The organism is Dysgonomonas sp. 37-18 (genome assembly GCF_001899125.1).
GTDB lineage: Bacteria > Bacteroidota > Bacteroidia > Bacteroidales > Dysgonomonadaceae > Dysgonomonas.
In genome coordinates, this window is sequence record NZ_MKVC01000016.1 from 67346 (window position 1) to 92861 (window position 25516).

The 25516-nt window shown below is 37.9% G+C and carries 20 protein-coding genes; 8 read left to right on the top strand and 12 right to left on the bottom strand.

Translation table 11 applies throughout. From position 1 onward, the window contains the following. Positions 1–2: 2 nt before the first annotated feature. Positions 3–869 carry a hypothetical protein gene (locus BGO84_RS05990; protein ID WP_291028420.1) on the top strand — a complete coding sequence of 289 codons (867 nt, stop codon included), beginning with the start codon at positions 3–5 and terminating at the stop codon, positions 867–869. Positions 870–1130: 261 nt separating this feature from the next. On the opposite strand, the gene BGO84_RS05995 is transcribed toward BGO84_RS05990, so the two are convergent. From BGO84_RS05995 to BGO84_RS06025, 7 genes are all read right to left on the bottom strand, one after another. Beyond that, positions 1131–2990, bottom strand: coding sequence for a S9 family peptidase (locus BGO84_RS05995; RefSeq protein ID WP_291028515.1), 1860 nt, complete (start codon positions 2988–2990; stop codon positions 1131–1133). A 198-nt stretch (positions 2991–3188) separates the two neighbouring features. Continuing rightward, a complete protein-coding gene (gene clpB / locus BGO84_RS06000) occupies positions 3189–5780 on the bottom strand; it encodes an ATP-dependent chaperone ClpB (protein WP_291028423.1) in 2592 nt (863 codons plus the stop codon). Positions 5781–5964: 184 nt separating this feature from the next. Continuing rightward, complete coding sequence (locus tag BGO84_RS06005; protein ID WP_135107003.1) at positions 5965–6612, bottom strand: DUF1349 domain-containing protein; 648 nt, start codon at positions 6610–6612, stop codon at positions 5965–5967. A 4-nt stretch (positions 6613–6616) separates the two neighbouring features. Then, positions 6617–7396 carry an IclR family transcriptional regulator gene (locus BGO84_RS06010; RefSeq protein ID WP_291028425.1) on the bottom strand — a complete coding sequence of 260 codons (780 nt, stop codon included), beginning with the start codon at positions 7394–7396 and terminating at the stop codon, positions 6617–6619. Positions 7397–7559: 163 nt separating this feature from the next. Continuing rightward, a complete protein-coding gene (nagB, locus tag BGO84_RS06015) occupies positions 7560–8369 on the bottom strand; it encodes a glucosamine-6-phosphate deaminase (protein ID WP_135107007.1) in 810 nt (269 codons plus the stop codon). A gap of 88 nt (positions 8370–8457) precedes the next feature. Next, a complete protein-coding gene (locus tag BGO84_RS06020; RefSeq protein ID WP_135107009.1) occupies positions 8458–10440 on the bottom strand; it encodes a glucosamine-6-phosphate deaminase in 1983 nt (660 codons plus the stop codon). 47 nt (positions 10441–10487) lie between these two features. Then, positions 10488–11312: an ROK family protein gene (locus BGO84_RS06025; protein WP_135107011.1), complete on the bottom strand. Its 825-nt coding sequence runs from the start codon at positions 11310–11312 to the stop codon at positions 10488–10490. A gap of 445 nt (positions 11313–11757) precedes the next feature. Here BGO84_RS06025 and recG point away from each other — a divergent pair, with 445 nt between their 5' ends. Next, a complete protein-coding gene (gene recG, locus BGO84_RS06030) occupies positions 11758–13854 on the top strand; it encodes an ATP-dependent DNA helicase RecG (RefSeq protein WP_291028427.1) in 2097 nt (698 codons plus the stop codon). Here the strand turns inward: recG and BGO84_RS06035 are convergent. From BGO84_RS06035 to tsaB, 5 genes are all read right to left on the bottom strand, one after another. After that, the gene (locus tag BGO84_RS06035; protein ID WP_291028430.1) at positions 13851–15149 is read right to left on the bottom strand and encodes a tetratricopeptide repeat protein; all 1299 of its coding nucleotides are present in this window, start codon (positions 15147–15149) and stop codon (positions 13851–13853) included. The two genes, recG and BGO84_RS06035, sit on opposite strands and share 4 nt — an antisense overlap. Positions 15150–15230: 81 nt before the next feature. After that, the gene (locus BGO84_RS06040; RefSeq protein ID WP_291028432.1) at positions 15231–16790 is read right to left on the bottom strand and encodes a M56 family metallopeptidase; all 1560 of its coding nucleotides are present in this window, start codon (positions 16788–16790) and stop codon (positions 15231–15233) included. 179 nt (positions 16791–16969) lie between these two features. Next, complete coding sequence (locus BGO84_RS06045) at positions 16970–17332, bottom strand: BlaI/MecI/CopY family transcriptional regulator (RefSeq protein WP_135107019.1); 363 nt, start codon at positions 17330–17332, stop codon at positions 16970–16972. 148 nt (positions 17333–17480) lie between these two features. Further along, positions 17481–17906: a hypothetical protein gene (locus tag BGO84_RS06050; RefSeq protein WP_291028434.1), complete on the bottom strand. Its 426-nt coding sequence runs from the start codon at positions 17904–17906 to the stop codon at positions 17481–17483. Positions 17907–18037: 131 nt separating this feature from the next. Continuing rightward, positions 18038–18739 carry a tRNA (adenosine(37)-N6)-threonylcarbamoyltransferase complex dimerization subunit type 1 TsaB gene (gene tsaB, locus BGO84_RS06055; RefSeq protein WP_291028436.1) on the bottom strand — a complete coding sequence of 234 codons (702 nt, stop codon included), beginning with the start codon at positions 18737–18739 and terminating at the stop codon, positions 18038–18040. A gap of 185 nt (positions 18740–18924) precedes the next feature. On the opposite strand from tsaB, the gene rnr reads away from it, so the two are divergent. The 6 genes from rnr (at position 18925) to pgeF (ending at position 25473) form a co-directional block, all read left to right on the top strand. Then, positions 18925–21081, top strand: a complete 2157-nt coding sequence (rnr, locus tag BGO84_RS06060; protein WP_291028439.1) for a ribonuclease R — start codon at positions 18925–18927, stop codon at positions 21079–21081. A gap of 224 nt (positions 21082–21305) precedes the next feature. Next, complete coding sequence (locus tag BGO84_RS06065) at positions 21306–21998, top strand: AIM24 family protein (protein ID WP_291028441.1); 693 nt, start codon at positions 21306–21308, stop codon at positions 21996–21998. A gap of 165 nt (positions 21999–22163) precedes the next feature. Beyond that, complete coding sequence (hpt, locus tag BGO84_RS06070; RefSeq protein ID WP_006842019.1) at positions 22164–22703, top strand: hypoxanthine phosphoribosyltransferase; 540 nt, start codon at positions 22164–22166, stop codon at positions 22701–22703. A 67-nt stretch (positions 22704–22770) separates the two neighbouring features. Further along, positions 22771–23343, top strand: a complete 573-nt coding sequence (locus BGO84_RS06075) for an adenylate kinase (RefSeq protein ID WP_006842018.1) — start codon at positions 22771–22773, stop codon at positions 23341–23343. 85 nt (positions 23344–23428) lie between these two features. Further along, entirely contained in the window at positions 23429–24607 is a 1179-nt protein-coding gene (obgE, locus tag BGO84_RS06080; protein WP_283687400.1) for a GTPase ObgE, read from the top strand. A gap of 56 nt (positions 24608–24663) precedes the next feature. Then, on the top strand, positions 24664–25473 hold the full coding sequence (pgeF, locus tag BGO84_RS06085) for a peptidoglycan editing factor PgeF (protein ID WP_291028444.1): 810 nt from the start codon (positions 24664–24666) through the stop codon (positions 25471–25473). Positions 25474–25516: the final 43 nt, after the last annotated feature.

The following is a 25516-nucleotide window of genomic DNA, read 5'->3' on the forward strand; positions in this document are numbered from 1 at the left end:
GCATGAAAAAAGTATTATGCACATTTTGTAATACACTATTAACTCCCGGAGTTCCGCAGTTTGTACAAAATGCAAAGGCAATGGGTGTATTCGACGAAATATATACATATACCGAAAATGACCTAAGTAAAGAATTTCGGAAGAAATGGGGTCGATATATGTATCCTTACTCAAAAGGATATGGCTATTGGTGTTGGAAACCACCTTTAATAAAGAAAACTCTTGATATGATGAATGATGGGGATATCTTACTTTACACAGATGTAGGATGTTACCTGAACCCCAATGGAAAAGAACGTTTGACGGAATATTATGACATAGTAGAAAAAAGCCCTTCAGGAATGTTAGGTTTCAGAAGTTTTGAGAAAAACTATAATGGAATGCCGGAAGGTCTACGATTTGAATATGAATGGACTAAAGGGGACATTTTTGATTACTTTGGCGTCAGGGACAATACAGAAGTAACGCAAACAACCCAATATGAGGCAGGGATCATATTTATTAAAAAGGGACCTGAGTCAACTGCCTTTGTCAACGAATGGGTAAAAGTTATTGATGATGATTTCAGTCTTATTACAGATGCTCCTTCGAGAAGTCCTAACTTAGAAGGATTTCAAGAGAACCGTCACGATCAAAGCATATATTCAATGCTAGCAAAAAAATATAAAATAGAAGCAGTCTCAACAAACGAACTGATTCCTTTGGGAGGGGTAATGGATTGGTCTATCATAGATAAGTATCCGATACAAGCTCGCCGAGATGTTTACTACAAAAGTATGCGTCATTACAATCGCCGTTTTCAATTGCGAAAACTATACGGAATGCGGTGGAAGTTTAAATACTTTTTCAAGGATTTATTTAGGATCTAACCTTTATGAACAAAAGACTTTACCTACTTAAAGAAAAACAATCTACATTTTACATTATTATTAAGTTTTTATAAGAATATTCTGATTAGTCACAAAAAGAGCTTTGTTGAGAAAATATAAAAAGAACTGTTTGGAGTGTATTACCCTTGTCTCTTTATCATGTTGAACGAAGTGAAACATCTCGATTATAAAAAGAGATTCTTCGTTACACTCAGAATGACATAGCTATACAGTCCAAACAGTTCTATATATAATTAAATATTACTTACCAATATGCGCTGACAAGAAGCTTTCCATTGCACGGTAGAAATCGAAACGATTCTCTTCATTATGGAAACCGTGACCTTCATTGTCTTTTACCATATATTGGGTTTCAACACCTCTTTTCTTCAATGCTTCAACCATCTGATCCGATTCGTCTTTATTTACACGTGGGTCATTTGCACCTTGCGCTACAAACAACGGTGCTTTAATCTTATCTACGTGGAATACAGGTGAAGCACTTTCCAATAATTCTTTATCGGCAATAGGATCTCCAACCATTTCATGCATCATATCCAACATTGGTTTCCAGTATGGAGGAATCGTTTTCAGGAAAGTAAATAGATTAGATACGCCCACATAGTCAATTCCACAAGCGTAAAGATCAGGAGTAAATGTTAGTCCGGCAAGTGTTGCATATCCACCATAACTACCTCCGTAGATGGCAATTTTAGCAGGATCTGCTATGCCTTTCTTTTTCAGCCATTCCACACCATCGGTTATATCATCTTGCATTGTTTTTCCCCACTGTTTGAATGATATTTCCCAGAACTTTTTACCAAATCCGGTAGATCCACGGAAATTCACTTGGAATACAGCATATCCTTTATTGGCTAAGAATTGTACCTCCGGATTAAAGCCCCAACTATCACGTGCCCACGGACCTCCATGCGGATTAACCACTACAGGCAGATTTTTTGCTGTCTCCAAAGTATATCCTTTCGGTAGAGTCAGGTAACCTTCTATCGTTAAACCATCACGTGTAGTATATTTCACACAATTCATTTCGGCCATATTGTTTTCATCGATCCAAGGATAAATATCTGCTATATGAGTCAGTTCATCTTTCTTTACATCATAGAGATAATATCCTCCGGGGGTTTTATCGTTATATGTACGAACAATCAGCATATCTTCATCTTTATTTTGGCTGCTAACGCTAATAGGTCTTCCTGATACTTTTGCTGTCACTTTATCGAAAATAGCTTTCAAATCATTATCGAAGAAATGACGCTTTGCTCCTTCATGAGCCTGATAAGATGCAGCCTGTAATTTCTTGTATTTTCGAGAATATGAAATCCCTGAGAGATCATAGGTATCATTTTCGTACAAAACTTCGACTTCTTTTGCCGTTTGCGGATCAAATATTACGACAGCTTCTTTATCTCTGCCAATGTTAGAAGTAGCATACAACTTCTGATTATCTGGAGTAAAGTAATAAGGGCTTATGCTTTCTTTAAAACTTGTAGTTATAAGAGTTCTGAATGGATCACTTTCTTTATCGCGATACAACAAACTTTGATTTACACCATCAAGTGCGATAGCAATACGCAATTTCCCATCGTGGTCTGTCATCCAGCCCTGAATATTTCCGGGATTCTCAGCTAACATTGTCAGCTCTCCGGTCTCTATATTTAGCCTGTATGGGTCAAACACCTGTGGATTTCTTTTATTGAGACCAATAATAACTTCGCTCTCTATCTCAGGCAGATCGTCAATAATAGTAGTACGTACCTTCTCAAAAGCGGTAAGAGGAAGCAGGTTACTTCCATCAGCGTTTACACCATATAACTGAAAGTTTTCATCGCCTCCTGTATCTTTGAGGAACAAAATGCGATTATTATTTCCCCAAAAGTAACCGGCAATATCTCTTTCTGTTTCAGAAGTTAATCTTACAGGAGTATTGTCACCTACTTTTTGTACAAAAATATTCATACGTCCCTCATAAGGCGCTGTAAAAGAAAAATATTTTCCATCCGGCGATATCTGATAAGATGACTTTTCAGGGTTTCTGAAAAAATCTTCTAAAGGGATGTTGGGAGCTTGACTAAAAACGCTCATCGAAGCAAATAAAAACATCAACATAAGGATGTTTGAGATAAATGATTTCCTTTTCATAATCTATTAAATTTTAAACTCTTGTTATATATTAGTCGTAATAAGGTGAAAATAATCACATAAAGTGTCCAAGCATACGAATGAACTCAAAAATATTTAAATAAAAAAGGGTAGCTGAATAAATCCAACTACCCCTCAAAAAATATATATTCACTATACTTAATTCTTAAAATCTAACTCTCCATCTCTCATATCAATTATAATAGACTTCGATTTATCTATAGTACCGGCAAGCAACTGTCTCGATAGCGGATCTAACACCATTCGCTGAATAACCCTTTTTACAGGACGTGCGCCAAACTCTGGGTCGAATCCCATTTGAGAAATCCAATTGACTGCTTCATCTTCGAATTTAAGATCGACACCGTTTCCTTTCAGCATGCGGACAACGCCATCGAGCTGAATACGAACAACCTGCTCTATCTCTTTCAAAGTTAATGGCTCGAACATGATTATCTCATCAATACGATTCAGAAATTCAGGACGAATATTAACTTTCAACATATTGAGAACTTCCTTCTTGGTTCTTTCTACTACCTCATCATGATTCTTTGGCGTAATACCTGCAAAGTTTTCACGAATCAGTGGAGATCCCATATTGGATGTCATAATGATAATCGTATTCTTAAAGTTTACCACTCGTCCTTTATTATCTGTCAATCGTCCATCATCAAGCACTTGCAACAGAATATTAAACACGTCGGGATGCGCTTTTTCTATCTCATCGAAAAGAACGACTGAATAGGGTTTACGGCGGATAGCCTCGGTAAGTTGTCCTCCTTCGTCATAACCTACATATCCCGGAGGTGCTCCTATAAGACGAGTAGCACTGAATTTCTCCTGATATTCGCTCATGTCTATACGTGTCATCATATTCTCATCATCGAACAAGAACTCCGCTAAGGCTTTTGCCAGTTCAGTTTTACCGACACCTGTTGTACCCAAGAATATAAACGAACCTATCGGACGTTTCGGGTCTTGCAACCCTGCACGACTACGGCGAATAGCATTGGATACGGCAGAGATAGCCTCATCTTGACCAACAACCCTTCGGTGTAGCTCCTCTTCCAAGTTTAACAACTTATCCTTTTCACTTTGGAGCATCTTGTTCACAGGTATACCTGTCCAGCGAGAAACAACATCTGCAATATCAAAAGAATCGACTTCTTCCTTTACCATTGCCTGATTGCCTTGCATGTCATGCAATTGAGATTGTAATTGAGCAATGCCTGTTTCCAGTTCTTTTATTTTGCCGTAGCGCAATTCTGCGACTTTACCATAGTCACCTTCACGCTCTGCTTTTTCAGCCTCAAACTTAGCATTCTCAATATCTATCTTATTCTGCTGTATCTTATTAATGACGTCTTTTTCTGATTGCCATTTTGCTTTAAGTTCTGTTTCCTCCTCTTTAAGTTTACTGATCTCTTTAGTCAGTTCAGCTTCTTTCTGATTGTCATTTTCTCGACGGATAGCTTCTCGCTCAATCTCCAGTTGCTTGATACGACGGCTCTTTTCGTCAAGTTCTTCGGGAACAGAATCCACTTCCATTCGCAATTTGGCAGCCGCTTCATCCATCAGATCAATTGCCTTATCGGGTAAGAAACGATCTGTAATGTAACGACTCGAAAGCTGAACAGCAGCAACAATAGCCTCATCTTTGATACGTACCTTATGGTGGTTTTCATATTTCTCTTTCAAGCCACGCAGGATAGATATTGCATCCACTTCGCTTGGCTCATCTACCATCACTATCTGGAAACGGCGTTCGAGTGCTTTATCTTTCTCAAAATATTTCTGATATTCGTCCAAAGTGGTAGCTCCTATCGAGCGCAGTTCTCCACGAGCTAAGGCAGGCTTCAAAATATTGGCTGCGTCCATAGCACCTTCGCTCTTACCGGCTCCTACCAGAGTATGTATTTCATCGATGAAAAGAATAATCTCCCCTTCCGATTTTGTCACTTCGTTTACTACCGATTTGAGACGCTCTTCGAATTCTCCTTTGTACTTAGCCCCTGCAATCAGAGCACCCATATCCAAAGAATAGATTTGTTTGCTTTTTAAATTTTCGGGCACATCACCACGAACAATACGATGAGCAAGACCTTCTGCAATAGCTGTTTTTCCTGTACCGGGTTCACCGATAAGTATCGGGTTATTCTTTGTCCTACGACTCAAAATTTGAAGTACCCGACGGATTTCTTCATCACGACCAATCACGGGATCAAGTTTCCCGTCTTTTGCTCTTTGAGTCAGATTGATAGCATATTTTTCCAAAGACTGATATGTATCTTCTGCACTTTGGCTATTAACGTTACTACCTTTACGCAATTCACTTATAGCTTGCTGAAACTCATTTTCTGAAACTCCCGCATCTTTCAATATCTGCGAAGCCGAACTTTTAGTAGCTAAAATGCCTAACAGCAAATGCTCGATAGATACATATTGATCTCCCATTTTCTTAGCATAATCCATTGCTTTGTCTAAAGCTGAATTACTTTCGCGGCTTAAGTACGCTTCGCCCCCACCCGATACTTTCGGAAAAGAGTCTATTTCTTTATTAAGCACAGAAGTAATATACGCCGGATTAGCTCCAAGCTTTTGAAAAAGAAAATTCACAACATTCTCACCACTCATAATCACTCCAAGTAGAATATGAGCAGGCTCGATAGCTTGCTGTCCTTTCTCTTTCGTTATCTCAATTGCTTTTTGAACAGCCTCTTGAGATTTGATTGTAAAATTGTTGAAATTCATATTTTTAGTTTCTTTATTTCGTTATTTATCGTATTTATATTCTATCGTTCAAATTACTTGCCAAACAACAATAGTGACAAAATGGCAGCAATCAACTTTATACCTGATAACGAACAGAATATAAAAAAAGAGACTATCCCTGAAGGATAGCCTCTCATATCATGTATTCTACTTTTACTGACGATTATTTATTATTTTCTAGCCATTTCAGTCTCCTTTGATCAGGCAAATGAGTCACCTTAAAGTTTTCGAATTTAGCCTCAAAACCATTACCATCGGGACTGGCAGCCATCAAACCTACCATTACAGGAGTATTATCTTGCAGATAAGCATTACGCATCATAGTATATGTTTTATCATCGAAAGAATAAAAGACTTCAACGGCATCAATACGTCTTACAGCTTTAATCCATACATAAGATATTTTTTTATCCAATTCAATAACGCTCCAGTCGCTGGTCTTATGAGTTACCACAGTACTTAAATTATACTTTCCATCTACAAATTCGATCCCTGTCTTGATGTAGTTTTCGTGATCTATACGAAGCATCAAGCCCATTTGATCGAAACGAGCTTTGTAATCTCCCGTAATTTTTACTTTCACCTCAAACTCTCCTCCATATGTCGTATAATAAAAAGGAGCATCATCGACAGTAAACCCATAGTGAGATATACGCCAATAATCACTCTGAGGTGTTACAAACATACTTAATGTTTTATTTTTCACTTCCCATTTTTCAGGTTCATTGAACCATTGCATTTTTTCTAAACTCTGTGCTGAAGCAAATTGGGCTAATACTACAGCAAATAAACTAACTGCGACTTTTTTCATTTTTCTATCTTGTTTTTAATTTACGATTATATCCTATATTACGAGATATTTCCAATCCCGTATCCCTGATCTGGAGTCCTATATTTTTCACTTTTTCTTTGGGTAAGCGTCCTGCCGGACCGGAAGTCCATATACAGGCTATTGCATTTCCTTTTTCGTCAAAGATGGGGGCTGCAATGCAATGCACACCTTCTACTGTTTCGTTCAGATCTATTGCATATCCCTCCTGAATTATCTTATTCAATTCTTTCTCCAATTGCTCTTTATCTGTTATCGTATATTCATTCAAAGCCTCAAAGCGTATCTCCGAAAGTTTTTCCTTTTGTTTCTTCCCCGACATAAAAGCCAGTAATACTTTCCCCGGAGCAGTAGAATGAAGATTGAAGCGCATCCCTTGCTGTAAAATGAAAACAAAGTCAAGATTCCCCTGCACTTGCTTCAATAAAACCACTTCTGCATCAACAAGTGTTCCTATCATGACCGATTCTCCGACATTATCACGCAAACGCTTCATATATTCTTCCGACATCTCAATGATATCGTAGCTACTTACAGCTTTAAGTCCGAGCAAAAGTAATTTTCGGGAAAGGAAATAACGAAAGTTACCGGGTTCTCGCCCTATGTAACCGATCTCGAGAAGATTTGTCGCTATTTTATAAATGGAGGATTTTGGATAATCGAGAAGCCCAACAATTTCTTGCAAAGTCAGTCCTTGAGGATGCTCCGACAAAAGCTCAAGCAACTCCATCGACTTGGTTATCATCGATACATTCCTATTTTCCATTCAATCTATATTTATATATAAAAACAACAAATAATACACATATATAGATTCAATCCATATATAAGGATAAATATATAAATTTTGAATAAATATCAAAAGCTTATTCAATAAAAAAAGCTGCATACAAAATGTACACAGCTTACATATCGTTAATACTGTAAAATTAAAGGAGGCTATCCGGATTTAAGTTTACAGCTTCAATATCTTTAAAGTAATTGTATGTTCCTACTTTTAGTTCATAAGTTGCCATCTCGTCGCAAACAATAATTCCTTTTGGATGCAATTGTAAAGCCGTGATAGTCCACATTTGGTTGATAGAACCTTCTACCACCTGAGCCAAAGCACGGGCTTTGTTATGACCATTCACCATGATTAACACTTCTTTAGCATCAAGAATTGTTCCAACGCCAACAGTGACTGATGTTTTTGGCACCTTGTTTACATCGTTATCAAAAAAGCGTGAGTTCGCAATTATAGTATCCTGTGTCAGCGTTTTTATACGAGTACGAGAAGACAACGAAGATCCCGGCTCGTTAAAAGCAATATGACCATCTGCACCAATCCCACCCAAAAACAAATCAACACCGCCTACTGCCTTCATTTTAGCTTCGTAAGCCGCACACTCAGCCTCTAGGTCTGATGCGTTACCATTCAGCATGTTTACATTTGCCGGATTGATATCTATATGGCTAAAAAAATTACTCCACATAAAAGTATGGTAACTCTGCGGATGATCTTTCGGTAAACCCACATACTCATCCATGTTGAAAGTGACAATATGCTGAAAGGAAACTCTCTTTTCCTGATAATGCTTTATCAACGCTTTATACATACCCATAGGCGAAGACCCGGTAGGCAATCCTAACACAAAAGGTTTTTCAGCAGTTGGATTTGCAGCCTTAATCTTAGAAACTACATAGTTTGCCGCCCATTGCGAAAGTAAATCGTAATCTGGTTGAATAATTAATCTCATGATTATTAAATCTTAAATATGTTAGTTTATAAAAAACAAAGCAAACCCTTTAGTACAATATACTAAAAGGTTTGTCTTCGTAATGATATTATAAAGGATGATATTCTACAAATGCTTCAATAGCTTCGTAAGATGCCAATCCTAATTGTCGGTACAATTCGGCTGTAGCACGGTTTCTGTCTTCGGAACGTTGCCAGAAGAGACGCTCATCGTTGCCCAAGAACGGAGCACTCTCCATTTGCGACTGATGTTTCAATATTGCATTTCTTTTCTTACGAAGTTCTTCAGGAGAGATAGGCACGGCCATTTCAATATGGTCAATTTCCCACTCAGCCCAAGCACCACGATACATCCAGATACGACATTCTTTGAGCCACTCAGCACCCTTTAGCTCGTCAATAGCAGCAAGTATAGCATCAAGACACACTTTGTGAGTTCCATGTGGGTCGGCCAAGTCACCTGCAACAAATATCTGATGAGGTTGTACGCTTACCAAATAGTTTTTCACAATTTCTACATCTGCTTCTGAAATCGGATTTTTCTTCACACGGCCGGTTTCATAAAATGGAAGATCTAAGAATGTAACGTTTTCAGGTTGCACTCCTACATAACGGCAAGCTGTTGTAGCTTCCTGACGGCGAATATGCCCTTTCATGAAAAGGATGTCTGCGGTATCAACATCACCTTCTTTTTTATCTTGCAACAAAAACTGCAAAACATCAGCATATTTTTTCTTTAATACCTCATTATTGGCATCGTATTTATTTCTCACATCTTCTAAGAAAGAAACATAACGAACAACTTCTTCATCACCTACCGCAATATTACCTGATGTCTGGTATGCCACATGCACATCGTGCTTCTGGTCAACAAGACGTTTGAATGTTCCTCCCATAGAGATTACATCATCGTCGGGATGCGGGCTGAAAACGATTACTTTTTTGGGATACGGAGTTGCTCGTTCAGGACGATTAGTATCGTCAGCATTTGGCTTACCTCCGGGCCAACCGGTAATTGTATGTTGAAGATCGTTAAATATCTTGATATTTACATTGTAGGCAGAACCGTATAGTGCCAACAACTCTTCGAGGCTATTATCTTGATAATCTTTATTCGTTAATTTCAAGATCGGTTTATTCACTTTGAAACAAAGCCAAACAATAGCTCTGCGAATCATTTTGCTAGTCCATTCACAGCTTGTTACCAACCATGGTTGGTTTATACGAGTCAGACTAAATGCCGCATTCAGGTCGATATGCACAGTTGTATTTGGATGAGCTTGCAAGCATGAAGCAGGAACAGACTCAGAAACCGGGCCCTCTACCACATCTTTTATACTTTTTGCTTTATCCTCACCCCAAGCGATAAGAGCTATCTCACGAGCTCTCATAATAGTAGATATCCCCATCGTTACTGCACTAGGTGGAACCTGCTCTAAAGATCCGAATGTGTTAATAGCTTCTTTTCTCGACTGCTGATCCAACAGGACTAAGCGAGTATTTGAATTCATACTCGATCCGGCAATGTTTATTCCGATATTACCGGCACGGCCTAATCCCAATAACAAATAATCAATTCCTCCAACATTTTGTATAGTCTGTTCGTAGGCTTTACAATAGTTCAATATTTCTTCTTTGCGTACTTGTCCATCAGGAGAATATACATTGTTCAGATCAATATCTATATAATCCAAGAAAGACTCTTTCAGTAGTTTCAGATTACCACTAGACTGAGGTGCAAGGGGATAAAACTCGTAGATATTGAATATCACAACATCTTTGAAGCTTAGTCCGTCTTCTTTATGCAAACGTATCAGCTCTTGATAAATAGTTTGAGGTGAATGTCCTCCGGGAAGTGCTAAGACAAATTTTTGTCCGGCAATAGTTTTGTTTTTAATCTTATGCGCAATATCTCTAGCGATGCTTAGCGAAGCCTCTACTGAAGATTCATATATTTGGGTGGGTACTTTCTCGAAACGAGTTAAAGCAGAAAGCTCAAATTCATTTTCGGGACGATAATATCGTGGTGACACCCGATCTAATACGATTTGCGAACTTAAATCCAATCTCATGTTAAAAATTTATTAATGGTTCTATTGTAAATATTTATTATAAAAAATCAAACAACTAAAGCAGCTGCTCCAAGTAGGTATATATCTTCTTTACGAGATAGTAGTATCTTCATTCTCTTTATTGTCTCAGGATAAGGAAAGGTCGTAATCACATCAAACATTTTCTCCGAAAACAGCTGATATCCTGCCGAGAGCCCACCCCCTAGTATTATAGCTTGCGGATCGTAAGTAAACAAGATAGCATTTATCAGTTTGCCGATATGCTTACCAAATTCTTCCCACAGTAAAATCATCTGTGTATCTCCAACCAAAGCCATGTTTAAAGCATCACGACCGGAAATATTGTTACGATCAAAAAATTTGCGACTACAATAATATTCATAATCGGCATCGAGATAAGGAAGACTCCCTATTTCTCCGGCGCCGGTATTATTTCCGTTATACAATACGTCATTGATGATAATTCCTGCTCCTACCCCGGTACCGAGAGTTACACAAACAATATTCCGGTAAGCTGTGCCTTCTCCATAATAACGCTCGCCGAAAGCAAAACAGTTAGACTCATTATTTACAAAAACAGGAATTCTGAATTCTTTTTCCAGAATATCTTTCAGGTAGACTCTTTTCCATGATGGGATATTCACAGCATTATACACAATTCCCTGTTCTGCATCAACAACGGATGGTACTCCAATGCCAATCCCTCTAATATTTGAGTTCATTATCTTGCGGATCATATCACACAAGTTAGCAAGGATCGCTTCTTCTGACTCAGCAGCATTCGTAGGAGCTTCTATTTTTTTATATATCTGCCCGCCATCAACCACTGCCATACGGATTTTTGATCCACCTATATCTATTCCGATTCTCATAATAAACTACATGCGCCTGTTATGTTATTATAATGCAATTACACAATTAATGTTCATTCATGTGATCATCGCCAAAGCTGCCGGACATCCTTATTCTACTCATTTTTCATAATAAATCGTCAGGTAATACAAATATACAGAGCATTCTAAGAATATCCATTAGCACAAATGTTAATTAACATTTACTTTCGTTATTATTTAAATATGACATCATATGAGACTAAAAACAAACGAATAAGCTTTACGATTTTAACCTTCACTCCTTTTAATTTAATTTTTTTTAATAAAAATTTCATCCTTTATTAAAACAAGACATATTAAACATTATCCTCGCAACAGGCAATAACAACCTCCTCTTGATGGCAAAACATTTTTATTTATTATCTTCGTAGAACAAAAATAACAGAAAGCTAACTTTATTTGAATTTAGGCATTAAACCGAAAGATGACAGATTCTTTTCAGACGGACATAAAATATCTGGCAGGAGTAGGCCCCAAGAAGGCCGAAATACTCAACAAGGAAATAAATGTATTTTCGGTTGAAGACTTACTATATTATTTTCCCTACAAATATATAGACCGCAGCCGTATCTATTTTATACACGAGATAGACGGTAATATGCCATATATACAAATAAGAGGAAGAATTACAGCTTTTGAGACATTCGGTGAAGGTAGAAAAAAAAGACTCGTAGCACATTTTACGGATGGCACAGGATTTATTGATCTGGTATGGTTTCAAGGAGCAAAGTTCATTACGGATAAATATAAAGTGAACTTACCCTATATTGTTTTTGGGAAACCTACTCTTTTTGGAGACAAATTTAATATTCCACATCCCGACATTGACCCATATATCAGTGAAGAAGAACGCCCTACAGGCTTGATGCCTTATTATAACACAACAGAGAAAATGAAAAACCATTATCTGAACTCAAAAGCAATTCAGAAAATAATGGCAGCCGCATTTTCTTCAGTTGTAAGAAGCTTACCCGAAACGCTACCGGACAGCATCATCAACGAAGCACGCTTGATGGGGTTAAAAAGTGCTATGCGCAACATCCATTTTCCGGTAAGTACAACATTGTTACGAGAAGCACAATACAGATTAAAGTTTGAGGAATTATTCTATATTCAGCTAAACATTCTAAGATATACCGCCGATAGAAAGTCAAAGTTAAAAGGATTCGTTTTTTCTAAGGTAGGCGATTACCTCAACAGGTTTTATGATGAAAACCTCCCCTTTCCTTTGACCAATGCACAAAAACGAATCATAAAAGAAATCAGGCAAGATATGGCTACTGGCGAACAAATGAATCGCTTACTGCAAGGAGATGTTGGTAGCGGAAAGACGCTTGTAGCACTTATGCTAATGTTAATTGCGTTGGACAACAACTTCCAAGCAGCTCTGATGGCTCCAACGGAAATATTGGCAACCCAGCATTACCAAACAATCACAGAAGCCTTAGCAGGGCTTGATGTAAATGTAGAATTACTAACAGGCTCAACAAAAAAATCGGATAGAGAACGCATACACAATGCTCTATTGACGGGAGACCTTCAAATATTAATTGGCACACATGCCCTTATAGAAGACACCGTACAGTTTTCAAACTTAGGGTTAGTGGTTATTGACGAGCAACATCGCTTCGGCGTAGCGCAACGAGCCAAGCTGTGGTCGAAAAATGTAAACCCGCCACATATCTTAGTAATGACTGCCACCCCCATCCCCCGCACGCTGGCAATGACTATATATGGCGATTTGGACGTATCGGTAATAGACGAGCTTCCACCGGGACGCAAGCCCATACAAACAATTCATCAGTATGACAAAAAACGAGGAGCTTTATACGAGTCCATTCGCAGGCAACTGCAAGAGGGAAGACAGGTATACATAGTGTATCCACTGATAGAAGAAAGTGAAAAGCTCGACCTCAAAAATCTTGAAGAGGGATTTGAGCATATAAAAGAAATCTTCCCCGAGTATACGGTCTGCAAGGTTCATGGCAAAATGAAACCCAAAGAAAAAGATGCAGAAATGCAACGCTTTGTAACCAATGAGGCTCAGATAATGGTAGCAACTACCGTTATTGAAGTGGGTGTAAATGTACCAAACGCATCCGTTATGGTAATAGAATCGGCTCAACGCTTCGGGCTATCACAGCTGCACCAATTACGAGGACGTGTTGGTCGTGGAGCAGACCAATCATATTGTATTCTGGTGACGCCTTACGAGCTATCAGCTGACACACGGAAGCGTATCGACATAATGGTAGAAAGCAATGACGGCTTTGAAATAGCCGAAGCCGACCTAAAGCTAAGGGGCCCGGGCGATCTGGAAGGAACTCAGCAGAGCGGCATCCCTTTCAATCTGCGGATAGCAAATCTTATACGAGACGGGGAGATACTGCAATATGCACGTGAAGTCGCGCAGAAAGTACTGGATGAAGATCCGCAAATGGAAAAGCCTGAGAGCTTATTACTAAAGAGACAATTACGCAAACTAGGTGGTAACAAGTACAACTGGGGTTTGATCAGCTAATTAACAGACATCGCTTTTGTTAACTCTTTGATATGTTCATCTAAATATTTCAGCCGCTTCTTCGTATCATCAATATTTTCATCCGTTTCATTTTTTCTTATCAGACCGTCAAGATATTCATTCAAATCTTTTCTATAATTCCGATAGTATATAAGAGCGTTCGAATTATCTTTTACCTGATTTTCGTACAATTGACCTATCGCAAAATTTATTGTCATTTTCTGATTCGTACCGGTATATATCAATGCCTTTTTATATGCCTCTACAGCATCTTCGAAAAGAGAGCCCTTATCATAAGCCGATGCCAATCCTTTATAATAAAGATATAAAGTCAGATCAGACGGAATTGTCCTATCCAACAATTTCCGAAACAAGGGAATTGCCTTTTTATGATCTGCCAATTCGTTCGAACTTACAGCAAGGCAATAGAGCACATTATTATTTGTAGTATCCTGGCGAAATGCTTTGTCTAAAAAAATCTCAGCTTCGTAATTTTCCCTCAATGAATAGTAAGAAATTCCAAGACTACGATTAACAATAAGCGAGGAATCACCGGCTTCATAACACTTCTTAAATCGGGAGATCGCTTCCTCATAATCATCCATCACATAATACGTCAACGCATTCAGCAAATTCATCTGCTGATCGGTGCTGTCTTTTTCAAGATATGCTGTAGAGTGAGCCAAAGCCTCTAGGCTACGACCAGCCTTTAAGCATAGGTTAACAAGACTTGCCGCAGAGTAACTATCAGAGGGATTAATATCCCATGCCGCTTTGAAGTACACCATAGCACTATCAGCTTGATTCATCTTCTCAAAACACTGAGCGATCTGAGTTAAAGTGTTGGGAGAATTATTCCGACCGTATATCTCTTTAAACAAACACAACGCTTTTTCATACTTCGTCTGCTGGAATAGCAGTTCAGCCTTTTGTATCTTATAATATAAATTCGTTGAATCCAAACGAATCAGATCATCATAACAATCTATCCCAGCCTGCCTCCGTCCTGTTATCGCAAAGCAATTGGCTAATTCAGATTTAACCCGAACATTTTCGGGATTATCAGTAGATAGTCTTTGTAAAATATCGATCGATTTCAAATAATTACCCAAAGCTTTATGACACATCGCTTCCTGAAACTGTAGATACGCCGAAGGTTCTTTATCGGAAATATACTCCAACGCTTTTTGGTATTGAAAATTTTGAATGTAAGCTTCCAGTTCATTCTCTACAGTTTGAGAAAATAAAACAGAATGCACAATTAAAAAAGAAAGGAGTATCAAGGTCTTTTTCATAGATTATCTTTTGCAATTCAAGACTAATAGAGGTAGGCTATATATCACCTAGCCTCTATATAATCTTGAGAAAAAAATCTGCTATTTCTTTGTTGTATTTACTACAGTATCTTTTTTAAGTCTATATACAATCGGCAATGTGAAATACACAGGTACAGCTATTCCATTCTGCTTGCCGGGAGTCCATTTTGGCATAGATTGTATCATTCTCACTGCCTCTGCGTCACATTCGGAGTCGATACCTCTAATAACTCTTACATCTGATATCTCTCCTGTTTTGCCCACTATGAAGCGAACAGTTACACGCCCCTGTACACCTGCTTTTTGTGCAGATTCAGGATATTTCAGATTATCTGCTACAAACCTCTGCATTGCCGACTCCCCTCCGGGAAACACCGGCATATCCTCCACGGTAATGAAAGGGTGATCTACTGATGGTTCAGCACCACCTTCTTTCAATGTAACGCCTTCTTTTTTAGGAGTTCCATATCCGACAGCAACCATAACATCTTTATCTTTTTTTCCCTCCGAAAAAATTTTCTTACTGCCTGATATTTTGAATATCAAAGGTAATGTATAGTACACATCAACAGCTTTTCCATTTTGCTTTCCGGGAATCCATTTAGGCATAGCCTTCACTATACGGACTACTTCTTCATCCAAAGACGGATAAACACCTCTTATAACCTCTATATTTGTAATATCGCCTGTACTTCTTATAACATAACGCACAATGACACGTCCTTCCACACCTTTCTCCTGAGCTTCAACAGGATATTTCAAATTTTGCCCAATAAACCTTTGCTGAGCATTCAGTCCTCCCGGAAATTCAGGCATTTTGTCGACAGTCACATATACATCCCCTTTTTTCTGAGGCACTTGCTGTCCGTCATTAACAAAAGGTATCGTTATCATATCAGCTATATCGGGCGAAGCCTGCACAGCATTTCCTAATAGCAAAACAAAAACAACCGGAACAAGCAATAAATATTTAGTTGCTTTACCTAGCGATGTCCTATTTTTATTCATCATGGTAATTCGTTTTTTTAATTGTGATACATTAAAATTATTTATAATTGGTATACCGGTATTTACGTTTGATACTTGTAATAATATATATTGATATTCTTTGGGACTGAATCCTTCTTTCAAGACCCCCTCATCCGCTAGATATTCAAGATTTATTTTTATTTCCTTTTTCAAAAGCCAGACAAAAGGATTCCACCAGAATAATATACACACGATTTCGGCTAGTAATACATCTACAGAGTGTAATTGCCTGACATGAACCATCTCATGAGCTATAATCTCTTTCAATTTTTCCTCATCATCAATTTGAGAGCCGATAAAAATCCATCTAAAAAATGAGAATGGCGAGATTTTCCTGTCTTTTATTTTTACAATACAACATGTATCCAATTTTTCAGAATTATGACTAACCTTCAACTTTAGTATACAAAATAATTGCATTATAAATCTTAGTGCATAAATCAGAGATACTGCTCCTATTGCAAATAAAGCAATTAGTTTCCAATCAATCACCAAAACCTGTTGTGCGGGCATTGCCGATACCTCTATTTGTGAAAGCCAATATGCCGGTATCTGAACAGGAACCTCTTCTTTAGCCGTCATTTCAATCATCAAAAAAGGAAATAGTAATGAAAAAGCGATTGAAAAAAGAAAATAAAACCTCCTCAGGCGGAAAAAAGTATCCTTTCTGAGCAACAACATATATAAGCCATAAAATAAAGCCAATGATATAGAAGCTTTAATCAAATAAGGTATAATTGTGTGTTCCATGGCGTTAACAATTAAATGATTTACTCTTTTCCTTTTTCTATCATTTTCACTATTTCTTGCAACTCTTCAGGGGATATCTTTTCTTCTTTCACAAAGAACGAGACCAACTCTTTATACGAGTTTTCGAAATAACTCTTCACCACATTCGACATAAAAGCCTTCTTATAATCATCTTCGGCTACTTTCGGAGTATAAACCCACACATTTCCATATTTCTTAGAGTTCAAATAATCCTTTTGCTCCAGATTACGAACAATAGAAGCAACAGTAGTGTAAGGCGGCTTTGGGTCGTCCATTTCATTTAGAATGTCTTTTACTACACACTCTTTTAATTGCCAAATATGAAGCATTACCGCTTCCTCCTGATGGGTTAACTTTTCCATTATTATAAACTTTACGTAAATCTACTATTTTTTCGTAAATATAGATGTTATTTTTTATAATGCAAATATTTAGAAAGTTTTTTTATGAAATAAAGAGAGAAACGTGAGAATGTTGGATTTCTCTATCGATAAAAGCTAAATCTGCTTATTACTTTTTCAACCAAAGTTCAGTTACCTTTAAAAATCCTCCGCTGGGTATGTAATAATAAAAAGCAGACGCACTAGGCCCATAAGTTAATCCTGAGAAGATTATCATCTTACCTACATTATTCTTATTAAATTCTGTACTACAACTTGAATATTCTTTACCATCAATACCTTTTACAACAATAATATCCAAAACAGCAGTTCCACTTTTAATTTTTTTCAGGATAATCTGACCTTTCACTTGCGTTAACTCTCCTTGAAGAGCCTGCCCTGAAGATATACAATTCTCACCAGAAATATCAGCAGACAATTGAACCTGCTCACAATCTGCTATTTCATAATTAAAATCAAGATCCGAATCATCACTACAAGCAGTTACTAGAATAAGCGACAATGCGCTAAAAAGAAATAATATAAGCTTTTTCATATTTTAAGAAGTAGGTTAATTATATTATATATGATGCAAAAAAGCTTCAGAATGTTGCTTGTATGCACAAAAAAAGAATAGCTATCACAAAAGTGATACCATACAAATAAGAAAACAACTTATATAAAGGATTATTTCCCCGACAAAACCTTGTTTTTAGGTGTAGTTGCTACAAATTCTTTGAGATAGAATGGCTCAAAATAAGCAACGTCTACAAATGATTTTTCCTCATAGGCTTTTTCTGCTAATGTCACCATATTTGCGGCCTTCGGATATACGTTATCTATAAATTGAACATTCGCATGCGACAAGACGTTTTTGCATTTGTCTGCGCCATTGCCGAAAAAGGCTATCTTATTTTCATTCAGAATGTCAGCAAAAGAATTTTCGTCTATAATATCAGCAGATATTTCTTTTTTCAAGTTTAAGTCAAAGTCAAATAAGGCATCATAAACCTCCATTCTACGGGCATCTATCATCGGACAAAGAAGAATTGACCGATCAATCACGTTTGATTTTACAACCCCATAAGCCATCAATTCTAATGTATTAATTGCAATCAGAGGAATATTCAATCCATAGCAAAGACCTTTTGCCTCAGACACTCCGATACGGAGCCCCGTATAAGATCCCGGTCCGCAACTAACAGCAACGGCGTCTAACGACATATTCTCCAATCTCAAAAATTGGATTGCTTCATTTACATATTCTCCGAGGAGAACAGCGTGGGAAGGACCTTCTATATTTTCTTTTTCAAATATTATTTCACCTCGGTTAGAGACAGCGACTGAGCACACTTCTGTAGAAGTTTCTATACTTAAAATACAAGACATTATATTTTCATTTTTACAGGATGTAAAATTACACAAAATCTTGATAATTAAATTTTATTCATACTTTATCTAATATCTAATATCCATACTTTTTTGTACATTTGAGTAGTTTTAACAGATATACAGATAAAAATTAACAACAAACGGTTGTTATAGATATTAAGAAATAATTTAATAAGAGAAATATGAGTAAGAATAAAGCTCCTCATAAAAAAGACAAAAGGAAGACTAAAAGCGACATTACAAATTCCGTTGTAAACTTTTTCAACAAGAATTCTTCCGAATCATTTGGTATTAAACAGGTAGCCGAAAAATTAGGATTCAAAAAACCTGCAGAGAAACAACTAATAAGCAATATACTATACGACCTCCAAGAAGATGATTTTATAATAGAAACCGGAAAGGGAAAATATAAGTCGAACAATAGAGGGATCTTTGTTGAAGGAGTATTCGAACGAAGAAGCAATGGCAAAAACTTTTTCGTACCGGATGGAGAAAGTGATTCGGCTCATATATTTATTGCCGAACGCAATTCGGCTCACGCAATGAATGGCGACCGTGTGAAAATACAAATGTTGGCAAAGCGAAAAGGGCGTGATCCGGAAGGAGAAGTATTAGAAATACTGGAACGGAAACAAACAACATTTGTTGGCACACTCGATGTACAAAAGCAATTTGCTTTCTTGGTAATGGATAGCAAGATACTTGCAAATGACATATTCATCCCGAAAGACAACCTCAAAGGAGGAAATGACGGAGACAAAGCATTGGTAGAGGTCGTAGAATGGCCCCAGAAAGCCAAGAACCCGATAGGAAAAGTTATAGACATACTGGGAAAGGCAGGAGAAAACAACACCGAGATGAATGCGATCCTTGCCGAATTTGGATTACCATACAAATATCCTGAAAAGGTAGAAGCGGCAGCAAATAAAATACCGGATGACATCACCGCCGAAGAGATAGCCAAGCGCGAAGACATGCGTAGTACAACAACATTTACCATCGACCCACGAGATGCAAAAGACTTCGACGACGCATTATCTATCAAACAATTAAAAAACGGACGTTGGGAAGTAGGTGTGCACATAGCTGATGTGACCCATTATGTACAAGAGGGAGACACGATAGATAAAGAAGGTGAAAGTAGAGCTACATCAATCTATCTTGTAGACCGCACCATCCCGATGCTACCCGAAAGACTAAGCAATAACCTATGTTCACTACGCCCTCATGAAGATAAATTATGCTACTCTGTTATCTTCGAGCTAGATGATGAAGCAAATATAAAAAAGCATAGAATTACCCGCACTGTTATCCATTCCGACAGACGGTTTACGTATGAAGAAGCTCAAGATATAATAGAAGGGGCCGAGGGGGACTTTAAGGAAGAAATCTTACAACTAAACGATCTGGCAAAAAAATTGCGGGCTAAACGTTTCGACAACGGAGCTATTGCATTCGATCGTCACGAAGTGAGATTCGAAATCGATGAGAAGGGAAAACCATTGAGTGTATATTTTAAATACGCCAAAGATTCGAATAAACTGATAGAAGAGTTTATGCTTCTGGCAAACAAAACTGTAGCAGAGTTTGTAGGAAATGTACCGAAGAATAAAAGTGCGAAAACATTTGTTTACCGTATCCACGATATACCAAATACCGAAAAGATGGAAAACCTCTCTGAGTTTATCCGTCGTTTTGGCTACAAAATCAAAGTTGATGGAACAAAGACAAATGTATCGAAAGCTATCAATCACCTACTGGACGAAGTGAGTGGAAAACCCGAAGAGAATCTTATTTCTACGATCGCTATACGTGCGATGGCAAAAGCAATATATTCCACAGTCAACATCGGTCACTACGGACTGGCATTCGAATACTATACACATTTCACCTCCCCTATACGTCGCTATCCCGACATGATGGTGCACAGATTACTCACCAGGTATCTGGATGGAGGACGCAGTGTAAACAAGCATCTATACGAAGGTAAATGTGAACACAGCTCTGAAATGGAACAGCTAGCCGCTAATGCAGAAAGAGCATCTATCAAGTACAAACAAGTAGAATATATGTCTGATAAACTCGGACAGGTCTTCGATGCTGTGATCTCCGGTATAACAGAATGGGGTGTTTATGCAGAAATAAATGAAAACAAGTGTGAGGGCATGATTCCGATACGAGATTTGGATGATGACTTCTACGAATTTGATGAAAAGAATTACTGCTTACGAGGTCGTCGCAAAAAACGCACTTACAGCCTTGGCGACCCGCTGAAAATTAAAGTTGCCCGAGCCAATCTGGAACGGAAACAACTCGATTTTGCGCTGGTTGAAGAATAAAATAAGGTTCTGCCACCAAACATAAAGAAAAACTATCAAGAGACAATCCGGTTTTTATGATATACAGAGTGAAACAAATAATCTCAATGAGATGAAATGTTTCACTCTGTTTAAATATTGGAATCAGGCTCTAAAAGCTGTTCTTTTTTATTTATACCCTATTTTTATTACTTTTGTTGAATTATAGTCAACTTTTATTAATCATTATCAACAACTTTACGTGTATGAACAAATATTCTATTAGATCTTTCATCGAAGAAACTGCACAAGACGAGTCAAAAAACGACTTCTTCCAATTGGAGAGCGTCCATATGCTTAAACTTAACATCAACAACCAAACGGTGATGTTAAAAAAGGGAGCAATGGTCGCTTATACAGGAAACATAAAGTTTGAAAGAGAGGGTATGCTGAGCAAAGGCATCGGAAACCTACTAAAGAAAACAATGTCGGGAGAAGGAACTACTATGATGAGAACTTCAGGAACCGGACGTGTATATGCGGCTGATTTCGAAAAAAGAGTGAGAATCTTATATCTTGAAAACGAAGCTATCAATGTAAATGGAAATGACATCCTTGCTCATGAAAATTCGATACAATCAGATGTAAAAATGATGAAAAGCATTGCCGGCATTATGGGCGGCGGACTGTTTCAAGTACGTCTGGCAGGCACAGGACATGTGGCTATCACGACTCACGGTAAACCCATGACGTTATTGGTGAAGCCGGGACAACCGATATTTACGGACCCTAACGCCACTGTTGCATGGTCGGGGAATCTGACTCCAACTATAAAAACAGATATATCCCTCAAAACATTCATCGGACGTGGTAGCGGCGAAAGCTTCCAGATGATGTTTGAAGGAGAAGGTTGGGTTATTGTACAGCCGTGTGAAGAAGTGTACGGCGCACCTCAATAATAAGTAAAGTTCTTTATATATAAAAAGGTATTCATTCAGAATACCTTTTTTCTTTTTCACCCGAATTATTCATTTCTATTTATTAAAAAACATAATTCGTTATGTATTTTTAAGCTAAATGTACTACTTTTGCACTTTAATAAATATTTAAGGAAAAGAGCTTCTATGAAGACAGTAAAAATCAAAGATAAAGAATTCGAACTATTTCTGACACAGGAGGTAATTGAAAAAGCAATAGATGATATCGCAGAAAAGCTGAACAAAGATTTAGCAGGTAAGGATCCTTTATTTATCTGTGTTCTCAACGGTTCTTTTATGTACGCTTCGGAACTGATGAAGCGTGTTACTGTTCCAAGCGAAGTATCTTTCGTGAAAATGTCATCTTATCAAGGTACATCATCGTCAGGTAAATTGAAAGAAATATACGGACTTGAAGAAGATATCACAGATCGTACAATAGTTATTGTTGAAGATATAGTAGACACAGGCTATACGATGTCTTTGATGCTCGAACAGTTGGCATGCGATAGCCCGAAAGAAATACTTGTAACTACACTCCTTCTTAAACCTGATGCCTTAAAGCATAAAGTACAGCTAGACTATGTGGCATTAGAAATCCCTAGCGATTTTATCGTTGGATACGGACTCGATTATGATGGTTATGGCCGCAATCTTGCTGACATATACAAAATAAAAAACTCTTAACAATAATATTTACGATTTACGCCTTGCTGTTTGCAACCCGTAACTTGTAACTCGTAATTCTAACAGTATGCTGAATATTATAATTTTTGGAGCTCCGGGCTCAGGAAAAGGAACTCAAAGTGAAAATCTCATCACAAGATATAATCTCGCTCACATTTCGACAGGAGATGTGCTACGCGCTGAGATAAAAAACGGAACCGAACTAGGCAAATTAGCCGAAGAATATATCTCTAAAGGTCAGCTTGTACCGGACGATGTAGTTATCGGGATGCTGGCAAATGTTTTGGATAGCAAGAAAGATAAAGCAGGCGTTATATTCGATGGTTTTCCAAGAACAATCGCTCAGGGCGAGGCTCTTGAAAAAATATTAAAAGAACGCGGAGAAGAAATTTCTATCGTTATCAATCTCGATGTAGAAGAGCCGGAACTGATAGACAGACTTATTAAGCGCGGACAACAATCGGGACGCTCAGATGATAATCTGGAGACTATAAAATCTCGCCTTGATGTATATAAAAATCAAACTTCCCCACTGAAAGATCATTATATGAATTCGGGGAAATTGGCCACAATAAAAGGAGTTGGCACCATAGATCAAATATTTGATCTTATAGCCGAAGCCGTGGACAAAGTTAAATAATTGAATTATTTATATATACAAGGAAGTTATAAACCGTGAACGGTATTATAACTTCCTTTGTTATCTAAATAGAATAAATAAAAATATGGCAGAATCAAATTTCATAGATTACGTCAAGATATACTGCCGATCGGGTAAAGGTGGTAGAGGTTCAACCCATTTCCGCAGGGAAAAGTATATACCGAAAGGTGGTCCTGACGGAGGTGACGGAGGTGACGGAGGTGATATTATTCTCCGAGCCAACCGAAACATGTGGACATTGCTCCACCTGAAATACCAACGGCATGTCCTTGCAGGACATGGAGAAAGCGGATCGGGCAGATTGAGTACAGGTAAAAGTGGTGATTCTAAAATCATAGATGTTCCTTGCGGAACAGTAGCCTATGATGCCGAAACAGGAGAATATCTTTGCGACGTTACTGAAGACGGAAAAGAAGTTGTTCTATTGAAAGGAGGAAGAGGGGGAAAAGGAAATAACCATTTCAAAACCTCAACAAATCAGGCTCCCCGCTATGCACAACCGGGCGAACCATTTCAAGAGCGCAGAGTCATACTGGAACTAAAAGTTCTTGCCGATGTAGGGCTTGTAGGTTTTCCGAATGCAGGAAAATCAACACTTCTATCGGTAGTTAGTGCAGCAAAACCCAAAATAGCAAATTATCCGTTTACTACCCTTGAACCTAAAATCGGCATTGTAAGTTATCGTGATTACAAATCATTTGTAATGGCAGACATACCGGGTATTATAGAAGGTGCAAGCGAAGGGAAAGGACTCGGATTGCGTTTCCTACGACATATTGAGCGTAACTCGCTTTTACTGTTTATGGTACCTGCCGATGCTGACGATATCCATCAAGAATACAGAGTTTTATTGAATGAATTGGCTCAGTACAATCCCGAATTGTTAGATAAGCGAAGAATATTAGCGATCTCGAAAGCTGATATGCTCGACGATGAACTAATGGAAGCTTTGGAAGCTGATCTACCCGAAATACCGCATATATTTATTTCATCCATTACAGGGTATAATATTACAGCCCTAAAAGATATGCTATGGCGTGAACTAAATGCAGACGGCGAATACAAAAAATCGTTTGAAAGCATCACCCATCGAAACCTCGACATAAAAGTTGTGGAATTCGATGATGATGACGAATCTATCCCAGAAGATGACTATGAAGAAGAAGACTGGGATGAGGAAGAAGATGAAGATTTCGATCCAGATTTTTATTACGGAGAAGATACTGAAGAAGAAAATAAATAAGAAAAGCAAATGCCCTTTATCAACAGAGATCGAGGGCATTTCTTAAAATTAGGAATATGGATACAATTCGAAGCAACAGACTGGATCTACTAACATTTTCCTCTTTTCCAACAAAGAGCGTATCTGTTTTCACAACTACCATCCAAGAAGGAATTAGCACAGGAGCATACGCTTCTCTAAATCTTAGTCCTTATTCGGGAGATGATGCAGATTGTGTCAGTGAAAATCAGGAACTTCTTGCTGATGAAATAAATGTATCCATAGAAAACCTATACATTCCCTATCAGACTCATAACGATCTGATACGAATCATTGATAATGACTTTCTGAACAAAAGTGATTTGGAAAAAGCAAAATATCTGAATGACATTGATGCTTTAATCACCAATCAAAAAGATATTTGCATAGGAGTTACCACTGCCGATTGTGTGCCCATTCTTATATTTGATCCCGTACAACATGTGCTTGCTGCAATACATGCCGGATGGAAAGGTACTGTAGCCCGAATTGCAGAGAAAACAATAGAAAAGATGACAGAGCACTTCGACAGCAAACCTCAAGATCTAGTGGCAGGAATAGGCCCTTGCATCTCACAGAAACACTTTGAAGTAGGAGATGAAGTTGTGGATGCTTTTATTCAGACAGGATTTTCCATCACTGATATAGCATATCGCAATACTGAGAGCGGAAAAATGCACATAAATCTTGAATTGGCTAATAAATTGCTGTTAATTGAAGCCGGCATCGACAACAAGAATATAGAGACTGCGAACTTATGCACTTATTCTCATCCCGAACTTTTCTTCTCTGCCCGAAGACAGACAATCAATTCGGGGCGGATATTAACAGGAGGTGTATTGAAGTAAAATTTTGTACTTTTGTGTAGCAAACAAACAATAAAAAGACCGT